Annotated in this window: 15 protein-coding genes; 13 read left to right on the plus strand and 2 right to left on the minus strand. The window is 51.3% G+C overall.

Annotated features, from left to right (window positions below; translation table 11 throughout):
• Nucleotides 1-31: 31 nt before the first annotated feature.
• The 9 genes from HUU59_03730 (at nucleotide 32) to HUU59_03770 (ending at nucleotide 6,969) form a co-directional block, all read left to right on the plus strand.
• Nucleotides 32-574, plus strand: a complete 543-nt coding sequence (locus HUU59_03730; protein NUO18537.1) for an RsmD family RNA methyltransferase — start codon at nucleotides 32-34, stop codon at nucleotides 572-574.
• Nucleotides 571-1,017 (plus strand): NUDIX hydrolase, encoded by a 447-nt coding sequence (locus tag HUU59_03735; GenBank protein NUO18538.1) that lies wholly within the window; start codon nucleotides 571-573, stop codon nucleotides 1,015-1,017. The genes HUU59_03730 and HUU59_03735 overlap by 4 nt, the downstream gene beginning before the upstream one ends.
• Nucleotides 993-1,787 carry a hypothetical protein gene (locus HUU59_03740; protein NUO18539.1) on the plus strand — a complete coding sequence of 265 codons (795 nt, stop codon included), beginning with the start codon at nucleotides 993-995 and terminating at the stop codon, nucleotides 1,785-1,787. The genes HUU59_03735 and HUU59_03740 overlap by 25 nt, the downstream gene beginning before the upstream one ends.
• 21 nt (nucleotides 1,788-1,808) lie before the next feature.
• A complete protein-coding gene (locus HUU59_03745) occupies nucleotides 1,809-3,110 on the plus strand; it encodes a sodium:proton antiporter (protein ID NUO18540.1) in 1,302 nt (433 codons plus the stop codon).
• The gene (locus HUU59_03750; protein ID NUO18541.1) at nucleotides 3,092-3,676 is read left to right on the plus strand and encodes a hypothetical protein; all 585 of its coding nucleotides are present in this window, start codon (nucleotides 3,092-3,094) and stop codon (nucleotides 3,674-3,676) included. The genes HUU59_03745 and HUU59_03750 overlap by 19 nt, the downstream gene beginning before the upstream one ends.
• Complete coding sequence (locus HUU59_03755) at nucleotides 3,640-4,143, plus strand: hypothetical protein (protein NUO18542.1); 504 nt, start codon at nucleotides 3,640-3,642, stop codon at nucleotides 4,141-4,143. The genes HUU59_03750 and HUU59_03755 overlap by 37 nt, the downstream gene beginning before the upstream one ends.
• Nucleotides 4,144-4,210: 67 nt before the next feature.
• Nucleotides 4,211-5,356 carry a pyridoxal phosphate-dependent aminotransferase gene (locus HUU59_03760; GenBank protein NUO18543.1) on the plus strand — a complete coding sequence of 382 codons (1,146 nt, stop codon included), beginning with the start codon at nucleotides 4,211-4,213 and terminating at the stop codon, nucleotides 5,354-5,356.
• A gap of 18 nt (nucleotides 5,357-5,374) precedes the next feature.
• Nucleotides 5,375-5,650, plus strand: a complete 276-nt coding sequence (locus HUU59_03765) for a zinc ribbon domain-containing protein (protein ID NUO18544.1) — start codon at nucleotides 5,375-5,377, stop codon at nucleotides 5,648-5,650.
• The gene (locus HUU59_03770; protein NUO18545.1) at nucleotides 5,647-6,969 is read left to right on the plus strand and encodes an FAD-binding oxidoreductase; all 1,323 of its coding nucleotides are present in this window, start codon (nucleotides 5,647-5,649) and stop codon (nucleotides 6,967-6,969) included. The genes HUU59_03765 and HUU59_03770 overlap by 4 nt, the downstream gene beginning before the upstream one ends.
• Before the next feature lie 69 nt (nucleotides 6,970-7,038).
• On the opposite strand, the gene HUU59_03775 is transcribed toward HUU59_03770, so the two are convergent.
• Nucleotides 7,039-8,316 (minus strand): citrate (Si)-synthase, encoded by a 1,278-nt coding sequence (locus HUU59_03775; GenBank protein ID NUO18546.1) that lies wholly within the window; start codon nucleotides 8,314-8,316, stop codon nucleotides 7,039-7,041.
• Between the two features lie 325 nt (nucleotides 8,317-8,641).
• On the opposite strand from HUU59_03775, the gene rmuC reads away from it, so the two are divergent.
• Nucleotides 8,642-9,943: a DNA recombination protein RmuC gene (rmuC, locus tag HUU59_03780; protein ID NUO18547.1), complete on the plus strand. Its 1,302-nt coding sequence runs from the start codon at nucleotides 8,642-8,644 to the stop codon at nucleotides 9,941-9,943.
• Nucleotides 9,931-10,506 carry a SprT-like domain-containing protein gene (locus tag HUU59_03785; protein ID NUO18548.1) on the plus strand — a complete coding sequence of 192 codons (576 nt, stop codon included), beginning with the start codon at nucleotides 9,931-9,933 and terminating at the stop codon, nucleotides 10,504-10,506. The genes rmuC and HUU59_03785 overlap by 13 nt, the downstream gene beginning before the upstream one ends.
• Here HUU59_03785 and HUU59_03790 read toward each other — a convergent pair.
• Entirely contained in the window at nucleotides 10,489-10,968 is a 480-nt protein-coding gene (locus tag HUU59_03790) for an OsmC family protein (protein NUO18549.1), read from the minus strand. The two genes, HUU59_03785 and HUU59_03790, sit on opposite strands and share 18 nt — an antisense overlap.
• Nucleotides 10,969-11,004: 36 nt before the next feature.
• Here HUU59_03790 and HUU59_03795 point away from each other — a divergent pair, with 36 nt between their 5' ends.
• Nucleotides 11,005-12,834 carry a thioredoxin family protein gene (locus tag HUU59_03795; GenBank protein NUO18550.1) on the plus strand — a complete coding sequence of 610 codons (1,830 nt, stop codon included), beginning with the start codon at nucleotides 11,005-11,007 and terminating at the stop codon, nucleotides 12,832-12,834.
• 38 nt (nucleotides 12,835-12,872) lie between these two features.
• The gene (locus tag HUU59_03800; protein ID NUO18551.1) at nucleotides 12,873-13,190 is read left to right on the plus strand and encodes a thioredoxin fold domain-containing protein; all 318 of its coding nucleotides are present in this window, start codon (nucleotides 12,873-12,875) and stop codon (nucleotides 13,188-13,190) included.
• Nucleotides 13,191-13,197 lie beyond the last annotated feature (7 nt).

A 13,197-nucleotide genomic window follows, 5' to 3' on the forward strand; every position in this document is an offset into this window, starting at 1 on the left:
GCACTGCGGCTTAGAGATAAAGGAGCGAACCATGCCGGTTCGAATGTCGTCGGGCTTGCGGCGGGGGAAAACGCAAGTAGAAATGCGTCCCACATCAGCACGCACTCTTGAATCCGTCTTTGACATGCTGCACGCCGAGATTGCGGAAACGCGAGTGCTTGATCTTTATGCCGGAATAGGTTCATATGGAGTATTGGCGCTGCGCCGCGGAGCCGATGTCGCAGTATTTGTGGACAAGTCGCGCGAATCAGAAAAGCGAATGAAGCGCGCGCTGGCGCAGTTTCATCTTGAAGACCGTTCCGTGGTACACTGTGAGGATGTGAATCACTTCTTGCACAATGCATCGAGATTCACTGAGCCTTTCAATATTATTTTCGCCGATCCGCCTTATGAAAAGGTCGTACCTGCGGAATTGCTGGAGAATATTCTTGACTCAAAACTTCTTGCACCCAACGGCATCATCGTGTTCGAGCATTCAAAGCGTCAGGCTCCTCCGGATGTCATAGGATTGAAGTTGCGCAAGTCGCGTGTTTTCGGTGATACAACCGTGAGCATTTGGGACTCCGTCGTATGACAGAATTGACGCATCGTGTTGCGGCGGCGGTGTATGTCTTTCGAGATGACCGACTACTACTGCTGAAACGGGTTGCGCCTCCCCAGACTTTTGCCCCGCCGGGCGGGAGATTGAATATCAATGAAGATCCTGTATCGGGTGCGCTGCGTGAGGCGAAAGAAGAATGCGGCGTGGATGTTGAGATTTTTGGCGTGGCACAAACATGGTTTGGAGTCTATACTGCCGGTACGTCGCCGATACTATGCATTAATTACCTCGCAGAGAGTTTCCGCGGTGAACCGCAGCTAAGCGGAGAGCACACTGAATACGTTTGGGTATCGCGGGACGATCTCGAATCCGGCAGAATTGTGACGGTTGACGAGAATGGAAACGGATATCGCAAAGAGAGTTTTCTTGAGGCCTTTGAGAAGTACAAGGCATGGAAAGAGACAGGCAAGCGTTAATCGGCGAAATGATAGCCGCCCTCGGCGAAGGAGCCCACGAGTTCACTTCGACTGACGGACGGACATATTTGAAGCTTGAAATGCAGGAGTTGCTTCAGGAGTGGATTCCAGCGACCGTGGAGGTGAAGCGGGTCTGCGGCGAGAGCGAGGGTATCGTCGTAGCGGCGCCTCACGTTAGTTTTGATAATTGGACTGAGTATTTCGCCAATCGACTGGCTTTCGATCTAAATTGCGGTCAGGTATTGGCCAGGAATTTCAGAGATGAAGACGGTGGATTGATTCCCGTTTCCATCGGAAGGCACTTACATGTTAACCGTCCGACGGAATCGAAACGCAAAGGCGGCGCTGAACGCGAAACTCCACGAGCGATTGCCGCTTTTCACAAATATCGTTCTGCGCTGCATGACGCTGGCCGAATCATGCCGCTTGCGCTTCTCATTGAGCTTCACGGACACCGCAAGCACGAATCACTCGAAGTTGCCACGTCCGGAATCACTGAATCAGAAGCAAAGGCTCTCAAAGACTCTTATGAGCAGCTTGCTTCAACTGACCTCAGGCTTCCAAAGCTCGCGATCGAGCCGCTTGACACCTTGCATTACAACGCCAAAGGGGCGAAGGCGCAAGGTTCTTTGTCCCCCAAGGTGTGCAGATATGGTCTCCACGTTGAAATTCCGAGAGTTTGTCGCGAGAATGAAGATGCGAGAAGCCGCTTCAGGCCCGTTCTGAGCGAATGGACCAATCGCTGCATAGGAGTCTTGCTTGGCGGTTGATTTGCATTCGACATATTCCAATTGATAAATCCGTCATCCACACTTCTCGCTGCGGCATTGCCAGTTGATCCTCCTTCCCTGTATTGGGCAATTCCGTTTGCATTGATACTGCTTCAAATCGCGATCTGGCCGCTCGTGAATCACAAGTTCTGGGAGCGGTATTATCCGTGGCTGGTTGTGCCCCTTGGTGCCGTTGTTGCGCTCTACTATTGGTTTGGACGCGGCGCGACCGTTCAACTTGGCCATGTCGGTCACGAGTACTTCTCGTTTATTGCGCTGATCGGATCGCTATACGTTGTGGCGGGGGGGATGCTCGTAGCAATGACCGGGCGGTTGACCCCTCATCAGAACTTGTTTATACTTGGAGTTGGGGCAGTTCTCGCAAATGTGATCGGAACCACCGGCGCCTCCATGATATTGATACGACCGTTCATGCGGGGCAATGAGTGGCGGTTCAAGAAATATCACATTGCGTTTTTCATTTTTATAGTTTCCAACTGCGGAGGCGCGCTGACCCCAATTGGAGATCCTCCGTTGTTTTTGGGGTATCTTCGAGGTGTACCTTTTTTCTGGGTATTCGAGGTCCTTTGGTATAAGTGGCTCCTTGGAGTATCAGTCCTGCTGGGACTCTTCTATTGGGTGGATAGAAGGGAGTTCATGTCCCATGACGTACGCGAACGAGAAGCAGCGATGTTAGTGGACCACTTTCGAGTCCGCGGTCTAATCAATATTCCTTTTCTGCTCATTATCATAGGCGCCGCGTTCGTTCAAAAGCCGTTGTTTCTGCGAGAATTTATAATGATTGGTGCCGCGGCCGCATCTTACTTTCTAACTCCGAACGAAATTCACAGCAGAAACAATTTCAATTGGCATCCCGTCAAGGAAGTAGCGGTTCTGTTTCTCGGAATATTCGCCGCGATGATGCCTGCGCTTGACTGGCTGTCTGCGAATGCGTCAAGTCTGGGTATTCAATCTGCGACGCAGTTCTATTGGTTGACTGGATCACTTTCGGCGATGCTTGACAACGCTCCGACATACTTGAATTTCCTGACAACGGCGATGGGACAATACGGTGCGGATGTAGGATCTCGAGCGGATGTTTTGCAATTTGCAATTAGCCATCCTGATCTATTACGAACTATTTCCATTGCGGCGGTGTTCTTTGGAGCGATGACCTACATTGGCAATGGACCGAACTTCATGGTGAAAGCGATTGTCGAGCATGAGAAATTGCCGACACCTACATTCATAGAATATGTGTGGCGATATGCAATTCCCTTCCTGCTGCCAGTGCTGATTCTGACGTGGTTTCTCGTTATTTAACAGTCGTCACGTTCAGCGTTCCCCTGTTGTTTGCGGCAGGCTGTGAGTTGTTTGAGACTCGCGAACCGGAGCCTCCGGCTGGAGCGCGGGGCAGCTGGGAAGTGCCGATTTCGCCGGAGGACGTCTTGACGAATCTCTCACTTTCTTTATTTGAACGGAATTCGTCGAATTACATGCGTTCATTCTCACCGGACAGTTTTGTCTTCATGGCTGACCCGATTGTACTGCAACAGCATCCTTCAATGTCTGTTTGGGAAACTGCCAATGAGCAATCGCACATTAACAGCCTGTTCAGCGAGGGTGTTCTACCAAGCGACAGCATACTTTTTGTCGTGTTTTCCGCAATAGAGCAGACATTGCTTGGCGACACGGCACACATAACAACTCACTATGAGTTAACTGCTCAAGTTGCGATTGCAGGTTCACCAGGACGGATGGCTGGTGAAGCGCAATTCTCACTCGAGATTGGAGATCAGGGCTATTGGGAAATCCGCCGATGGAGCGATCAGCGAACCGAGGAGGCGGCGTCGTGGAGCGATTTAAAGGCGCTTGTTCAATCGCGCTAGTCTGCGGGCTTGCACTGCAGATTTCATGTACGAACCCGTTTGCGCCGACATTGCGGGGCGACGCGGGCACGATTTGGTCTGACGCTCAAACGGTCGGCGGCCTGTTGGAGAATTTCGTCACGGCCTATGAGTTAAAGGATTCGCTTCGATACGCGGAACTGCTCGATGAGTCATTTCAATTCAGCTACTTTGATCTCGATTTGCAGCGTCAAGACGGTTGGCTGCGAGAGACAGATTTGCGTGCCACAGCCCGGCTGTTTCGAGCCTATGACCGAATAAGTCTGATATGGGCTGGAATTCCAGGTGAGCTTACGGAGCTATCGACCCCGGACAGTTTGATCGAGTTTCGTGCGCAGTATCAACTTGTGCTGGACAACTTATCTCCACTTCTGGGTCTTGCAAGATTCACGGTTTATAAACCAACTAATAATAGATTTCGAATCCTGTTTTGGCAGGATGATTTTTAGGAAGAATAATTAAGAAAGGGCACTCGTGCTTTCGTCCCGAGTTTCGCGCCTGACGATATCACAGACATTGGCCATAGTTGAAAAGGTCCGCGAACTGCAGAAGCAGGGCGTCACCATTTACGACTTGTCGGTCGGCGAACCGGATCATCCATCGCCGCCTGATGTGAAGGCGGCCGGTATTCAGGCAATTAGTGAAGATTTTACGCGTTACACGGCCGCTGCGGGGATCATTGAACTCCGACAGGCAATTGTAGAGAAGCTGAAGCGGGATAACGGACTTGAGTATCCTGCAAAGCAAATTGTAGTTGGCAACGGAGCGAAGCACATACTCGCGAGCTCACTCTTGGCGCTTGTTGAACCGGGCGACGAGGTCATAGTTCCTGAGCCGAGTTGGCTTTCATATCCGGAACTTGTGTGGCTCGCCGGTGGTGAGGTTATCTTTGCGCCGACGCGCGTGGAGGATGGATTCCATCTTCGAGCGGAGGTGCTGGAGCGCTTGATGTCGCCGCGCACGAAGGCGGTGCTTTTGAACAGCCCCTGCAATCCGACAGGTGCGGTAGTGACGAAAGCAGAAATGGATGCGATTGCTGACGTCTTGAAACGGCATCGTGCTTACGTGATATCCGACGAGATCTATGAGTATCTTCGCTTTGACGGACGCGAGCACGTCAGTCCGGCGCAGTACCCATGGTTGTTCGACAGAACGATAGTGGTGAACGGCGTGTCGAAGAGCTACTCTATGACAGGCTGGAGAATCGGTTATTGTGCCGCACCCGCAGACGTCGCGGATGCCATTCTCAAGATTCAGAGTCAGATGACATCCTCAGCATGCTCCGTCTCACAACGAGCCGCTCTTGCTGGTTTGAATGGCGGTCTTGACTACCCGAACAAAATGGTGAAGGACTTCACACGGCGTCGGGATATTTGTTTTGAGGGATTGAAGAACATACCGGGCGTGCATTTGGATCAGCCGGAAGGAGCGTTTTACGCGTTCCCGCATATTCCTTCCATGTTGACCGGCAGCGTTGAGGGAAAACCCTTAAAGGACTCAACTGGCTTCACGCACTATCTGCTGGACAAGTATCATGTGGCGGTTGTTCCGGGCTCAGCGTTCCGGGCTCCTGATTGCATTAGACTTTCGTTTGCGACATCGGATGAAAACGTTCGCGAGGCCGTAGCAAGAATTGCCTCTGCGGTAAAGGATATCACATAAACCTGGTGAATTGAGGTTATGCCAACCTACGAGCACATCTGTCAAAACGGACACGAGTTTGAGGAGTTTCAGAGTATCGTTGCTCCTCCGATAGAAGTATGCCCGATTTGCGGTGCGCCAGCTCACCGTAAGATTTCCGGCGGTTCCGGGCTCATCTTCAAGGGATCGGGATTCTATCTTACGGATTACGTCAAGAAGAACAGCAGTCCTGGCAAGTCGGAGACCGTATCGGAGACCAAGTCAAGTCCGGCTGCAGGAGAGACGAGCACGGCCAAATCGGACAACAAACCATGATCTTGTTTGACCGCTACAGCAAATTGAGAAAGCAATTGCCCGGGGCGGCAATTCATGTGGGCCAGAAACAACTGCTGCCACTGCTGAGCGGAACACTCCGAAAGAATGACCTTCCTGAACTGATCGTCGTACCGACGAATGTAATTGAGCTTCAGACAATCCTGAGGTTTGCAGCGGAAAAGGACATGCGGGTCGCGGTGGCGTCAGGTCACACTCCCGTATCGGTGCAGGAGCTCGAAGGCGCGATGTTGATCTTCACTCATGGACTTGTCGGCAGTGCGCAACTCTCTTCCGATGGTAGCGGAATCTGGGTTGGGTCGGGAACACCGTTGGAAACATTAGCAGTTGAACTTGCTCAGCGAGGGCTGGTTTGGCTGCCGTTGCATCCACTGGAGTCCGGTGAAACAGTGGCAACGTTTTTTGCGCGTGCATGTGAAGGCGTACGTTGTCATCGCGGCGGCAGCGTATTATCCAACATCCGCCGCGTTGAGTGGGTAGATTATGAAGGAAACTGTTATGCAACCGGTCCAGGTTGCCCGGGCGATGGTGTTGATGTAACAGCTTTGCTGTACGGCAGCGGAGCTCGTTATGGAATTATTACGCGATTTGAGCTTGCGCTGGAGCAGGTGCCGGAAACCCGGACGTTAGTACTTTGCGAGTGTGATTCCGTGGGCCGAGTGAGCGAATTACACAGCGGCTGGAGATATGGTACGCCGATGCCAAGCGCACTTCCCGTGTGGACGACAACTGCGGTGAACGCAGTCCGGCAGGGAAACGATGACTTCATTTCTAATTCGACGGTTGGAATGATCGTTGGTGAATGGGAGGGAAGCGTAGGAGTTGAGGTGGACAGCGATGTGCGGAGCTTGCGCGTAGACGGGGTTACTCAAGTCAATCAAGTATGGCAGAATCTATTCAGACTGCCAAGAACCCTAGGCCGACTATTCCCTCACCGCAGTGTTGGTCGATACAGATTGCCCGCGGAAGCGCTTTGTGATTTTGACGAACGAGTGCGACAGCTTGCCAAGGACAGGAGCGTGGACGTCGCGTTATGGGGAACTCTTGACCGAGGATACCTGAATGTTTGGGTCTTACACCCGGATGATGAACAACGCACAGCCCGGCGCGCAAGAGATTTGTTGGAACGCCTTGCCGAGGATGCATTGAATCTTTCGGGGTGCCCGATTGAAGCCGGCAGCGGAATGTGCGATGTTTCATTGTACCGTGACGCCATTTCACAGAGCTGGGAACTTTCGCTTGTAACAAAATGCGACAAGAACTCGCGGTATAAGCTCCTGAGAACCCAGCCGTCGAATTAGATGGTTAACATAGAGCAAACAAGCCCGACCACCAAGTGATCGGGCTTGTTCAGCAATTGACAGCTTGTTTTATGCGCCGGCCAATTTCTTCAGTGCACCGAAGGTAATAGATTTGGGCCGCTGGATAGGTTCGCCCCATGCCCGGCTTATCACGAGCTGCGAAGTGATTCCAATTGCGCGCGAAACTCCAAATAACACCGTATAATAACGGGCTTGCGTAACTCCGTAGTGATGGAGCAAACTGCCCGAAATGGAGTCTACATTTGGCCATGGGTCCTTGATCTTTTGAATGGTCTTCAGGATATCGGGAACCACATTGAAGACCTGCTCTGCGAGCTTGAATACCGGTGCGTCCGGACACTCCTTCTTTCCAAATTCCATGAACGCCGTAAATCGCGGGTCAACAACCCGAAGGACAGCGTGGCCGTACCCGGGAATCACCCGGCCGCTGTTCAAGGTTTCCTGGGCAAAGTCATGAAGTTGTTGATTGGTCGGCACACCGCCGAACTTCTCAAGCACATGAAGCAACCATTCCAGCACTTCCTGGTTGGCCAGGCCGTGCAATGGACCGGCAAGTCCATTCAAACCGGCGCAAACCGAGTAATAGGGATCGGACAGTGCTGAGCCGACGCAGTGAGCGGTATGGGCGGAGACGTTTCCACTTTCATGGTCGGTATGCAGCGTCATGTAGAGCCGCATTAATCGAGTAAAACCGCCGTCTTTGTCTTCAACACCCATCATGTAGGCATAGGACGCTGCCCAGTCGAGTCCTGTTTTCGGCTCAATGCGCGGACCCAGATTATACCGCCAACGATACACTCCAGCAGCAATGGCAGGCAGTTTGGCGACAAGATTCAGCGAGTCCTCAAGCGTCGCACGCCAGTACTCGTCTTTAGCCATTCCCTCATCATACCGCTTCCTGAAATGCGATTCGCGTTCCAGAGCGAGTATGAGAAGATTGAAAGTCGCCATAGGATGATTGTCCTTCGGCAAGGCGTTCAGGACATTCCACACATAATCAGGGACTTCGCTTCGGCTTGCAAGTTCGGCCTGGAAATCCCTGAGTTCTTCAGCACTCGGCAGGTCTCCGGTCAGCAGCAGCCAGAAGACTTCCTCCGGGAGTTTATCCACAAGCTGCATAATCGGAATCCCACGAATAATCAATCCATGATCGGCGGGAACTTCGGAGGTATCACATAAGAGTGATTTAATACCGCGTTGGCCGCCGAGCAGCGCTCCGACTGAAACGCTATCAATTACCGTTTCGCCGTGCGATTTTGCCAGTGACTTAATAGCTTCCTGATAAGGTGGCAGAGTTTTCGACAGTTTGTCGTGAATCATTGACATAGTATGCAGACTCGTTAAGTGATAAACTATAGGTTTACAATTAGACTTATAGTATCGGAAAATGTGTTCAGAAAATCAACAGCCCATTTTACGAGATAAAATTATTAAAGTAACAAAAGAATTGACTTACGGACATTAGCGCGGTCATGCCTCTTGAGGCGTAATAACCTTTTTTTGGTGCACACTTGAAAAAGGAATAGCAGAAGATATTTTATTTCAAGCACTTAATAAACATTATGTTATGATGATAAAATATGAATGGTTTAGTAAGCTTTTTCAAGTTGATTGCAGAATTGCCAGTATATGCGTAATTTAGACGATTGTTATGTTTAGTTCAGATGTCATATTCATTTTGGCGGCTGTCGCCGGCCTGGCAATCCTCCTCGGTATCCAGATAAACCGGATTAACCGGAAGTTTGATGATGAACGCAACCGGTCAGGCGCGCTGGAAAACCGACTGAGTATGTTGCAGGACAGCGTAGAGCGAGCCCGGCAGGATAGCCAGATTTTAATAGCCGAGGAGTTGAGGCAATCCAGACGTGAACTTGCGGCCGAACAGGAGACGGGACGAAAAGAGGCACGTGAGACCCTTGAAGTCTTCCGTGGGAGCTTGGAGCAGCTTAGAGTTACGCTTTCACAGGACCAGACCCAGGCTCGAACTGAGTCACGGGACACACTGACTCAAACCGTTGCAGCTCTTTCCGAGCAGTTTGCGAAGCTACAGCAATCGAATGAGCAGAGGCTGATTGAAATCCAGCGTCGGGTGGATGAAAAGCTCTCTGAGACTATTACTCGAAATGACACGCTTTTCAAAGGAGTATCCGATCGGCTCACTGAATTGCATGTCACAAACGAAAAGATTCAGAGATTTTCGCAGGAGCTTGAAGAGCTTCAAAGTATCTTGAAAGCTCCTAAGCTGCGGGGCGAGCTTGGTGAGGTTGAGATGGAGAGGATGCTGCGAGATTGCCTGCATCCCGAGCAGTATGATATACAGCATCAACTTGGTGGTGGCCGGGTTGATGCCGTTATCATAAACCCGCAGGGAAAACTGCCGGTTGACAGCAAGTTTCCGCTTGAGGCCTATAACAGGCTTCGTGCCGCAAGCAGTGACAATGAAGCTGAAGTTGCGCGCAAAGAGTTCGTCCGTTCAGTAAAAAAGCACGTCGACGACATTGCCAACAAGTACATACAACCCCCTGAAACACTGCTGTTCGCGGTCATGTATGTTCCGGCGGAAGGCGTTTACTATGAGTTGCTTTCAATACCGGAACTCATGGAGTACGCCCGGATAAAAGGAGTTTTTCCGACTTCCCCAACGTCATTCTGGGCGTTGCTGCAGGTAACCGTAATCGGGTTCAAGGGAATGAAGATTTCCGAAAACGCACAGCGAATCTCTGCACTGCTGCGGGGTCTGACCGGGGATTTGGAGAAAGTGAAGACGAGCTTCGCGAAGGCCGCCAATCAAGTACGATTGGCCAATAACAATATGAGCGAAGCTTCAGGAGACCTTGATCAACTTGATCGAAAGATCTTCGGAATACAGCAAGCTGGTGATGTTGGCGGCCTGACTGCAGGCGAGGTCCCGGGATTGCCCACGAATACGGACGGTTCCTTGTGGCAACAGTAGGCCAAACGCGTCCGATACCGAATCCTGATCAGTTCGAGCTATTCAGTGTCGCGGCTCCTGTCGATCTCTCGAGCGAGTCAGATACACGTCGCACGCGACGAGGTCCGAGGCATCAGCCGCGTGGATTTGTTTATGATTTGCAGATGTGCTTTGAAATTATTAATGACGTAATGTTCAAGGGAGAGTTGAAGCAGCCTGTCCTGCGCTGGAGCCGGAATCGCTGGCGCTACACGCTTGGGCTGTGCGATGTCGAAAAACGAATAATTACAATCAATACAGCACTCGATGATGCGCGAATTCCGGAAATGGTTACAGCCGGTGTGATGCATCATGAGATGCTTCATTTGTACTTTGGAATCACTGAAGGCCCAAACGGGGGGAGAAGATTTCACACACCGGAGTTCAGAACAGCGGAACGGCTGTTTCCCGCTTACATCGCAGTAGAGGAATGGCTGCGAGATAATTGGCCGCTGCGCGGCAGGCCAGCCCGCAAACCAAGACCTATGTCAGGCAGCTTTCTCGCGTATTTGGCGATGATGCACGGTTTACCGTTGCAAACCTGATTGCGCATAGATATCAGGATTCCGCTCGATATTCCATGCTTCACTTGGTACGCCGTTGACCGTGCATGAGGCCTTGAATGTGATTGAACGGTCGAGTGACAAGGACACCGAACAATATTTTGTCAGGGAGAGTGTCAGGGCTTTCGAAACAGCGTCGGAAGACAGCGCAGGTCCTTCAACTTGAGCATGGAAATGGAGTGATATAAGGCGGCGGGGATGGTTCTCGGCGCGGGCGGCCTCTACTTCAAGATCGAATTTCGAGAATTCGTGACGGCCCTTTCCGAGTATGAAGATGACGTCCATGCTTACGCAGCCAGCGGCAGCAATGACCAGCAGTTCGATTGGCGAGGTGGCTCCGTTAGACCCTCCGGATACGGGACCGGTGTCCAATGGCAGCCAGTGATTAGAGTCCGCCTTGGCCAAAAAAGCCATTTGGCCGGAGTGGCGAAGCAGCACTTTCAAGGGAACCTCCAAGTAGTAAGAGTTGTATTATATAAGATGTCGAAAATCAACCGGAAACGCAATTTCATGGGTCTGTTTGCACCGTTTATTATAGTCTTAGCATTGATTCTCCCGGGTCAAGTGGCCGTTGCAATTGACGATGAAGCCGGCGGACCAACCTCGCCGGGTGTATCCGTCACAGCACATTGGAGTACCACGGCAATACCGGCAAATGGGTCATCAGAACTTGGACTGTTGTTCAAAGTTCCGGACAGACACCACATAACGGATGTTGAATTTGGACTCTTCTTTGTTGAACTTTCCGATACCCTGGGGCTCGATTTCGGCGCGCCAGTTTTTCCCAAAGGTGAGCCCTTTCACGACGAAGTCTGTTATCGCGGGGAGGTTTTGGTTCGAGTCCCTGTGACGGCCTCAGGTGACGCCGTCGTTGGTAGTCATGTAATTCCGGTAAGTGTTGGCTACCAGATTTGTCAAGAATTTGGCCAGGAAGTTTGCTTTCTGCCAGAGGACAAAGTCGTATCGGCCGCGACAGAAATAGTTGGCGCCGGGACAGAAGTTGTTGCAGCCAATGAGCGGATTTTTGCCGGCAGTGCAGGTATAAAGCCTGAAGAGCCTCAGGGTCTTGAGGCACGGCTGATGGCTGCGCTCGCCAGAGGTTCGTGGACGGCGTTTTTTGTTGCATTCCTAGGGGGAATTCTTGCCAGTTTCACACCCTGTGTCTATCCCGTCATTCCAATTACAATTGGGTATATTGGCGGGGCGAGTGCAGGAAAACCACTCCGCGGACTGGCTCTTTCGTTTATTTTTGCTCTTGGAATAGCAATTGTTTACAGTTCACTTGGGCTGTTCGCGGCAGCGACCGGGACATTGTTTGGTTCCATCTCAGGTTCGCCGGTCGTGAATATCGTCATCGCACTTGTTTTTGCCGTGATGGGCATTAGCATGCTTGGTGCCTTCGATATTGCGCTGCCATCGGCATTGCAAACAAGTCTTGTTGGCGGGTCAACCAAAAAGGGATTCTTCGGGCCGCTTCTCTTGGGAATGGCTTCCGGTCTAGTCATGGCGCCGTGCGTTGGCCCTGTCATTGTTGCGCTGCTGGCCTGGGTAGCCCAGACAGGTGACTTGTTTTACGGCTGGGCGCTACTATTCACTTTTTCGCTTGGTCTTGGACTGCTGTTTCTCGTCATAGGGACATTTGCGGGAGCTATCCAAGCGCTGCCGCGCGCGGGTTCGTGGATGGAGTCTGTTAAGAAGGGTTTTGGATGGGTTCTGCTCGCTGGAGCATTGTACATGCTCAGACTTACGCTTCCCGAGTCCATCTATTATGCCTGCTGGTCCATCCTGCTGATTACTTTCTCGGTCTTCTCAGGTGCATTTGACATGCTTTCTGACGAGGCGACAGCGAGACAAAAAATTGGCAAGGCCTTTACACTGGTGATTTTTCTTCTTGGCGGCATATTCTTGTTTAAGTCCTTCTATCCTAACGCGATTGCCGGCACAGCAACAACCGGAACTCATCAGGAACTCGAATGGATGGTGAACAAGGAAGAACAGGCGATAGATTTGGCAACGACAAACGATATGCCTGTGCTGATCGATGTATACGCGGATTGGTGCGTCGCCTGCGTGGAGCTGGATGAGAAGACTTGGGTCGTTCCGGCCGTACAGAAGCGGGTTGAAGACTTTGTCCGGCTAAAACTTGACTTCACAAAGGAAACTCCCTGGGTCTCCGAAATGAAGAAGAAATACAAGATAACCGGAATGCCAACGGTTATCCTTCAGAAGGGTGATCGTGAAATAGCTCGATTCACTGGATTCAAGCCTGCCGAAGAATTCATAGCTCTTCTTGACCAACACAATTTGTAGAACGAAGCAACATCATTTGAGGAGACAACGTGGCTGACCTGGTCAACGTGACAGATGCTAATTTTGAAGAGACAATTCTGCGGGCAGACCGCCTTGCCGTTCTTGACTTCGGCGCTGAATGGTGCGCCCCGTGCAAGAAAGTCCACGCCATGCTGAAGGAACTTGCACCTGACTGGACAGACAAGGCCGTAATCGGCGAAATTGATATAGCGAATAATCCTGAAGTTCCTCGGAAATACGGAGTGCTGAATATCCCTCAAGTTCTTTTCTTCAAGAACGGCCAACTGGTAGAAACCGTGACAGGGGTCTTACCCAAGGCAAAACTTGAAGAGAAGTTTCGCAATCACGCGCAGTAATATCTGA

This window comes from bacterium, from assembly GCA_013360195.1.
Lineage (GTDB): Bacteria > Electryoneota > RPQS01 > RPQS01 > RPQS01 > JABWCQ01.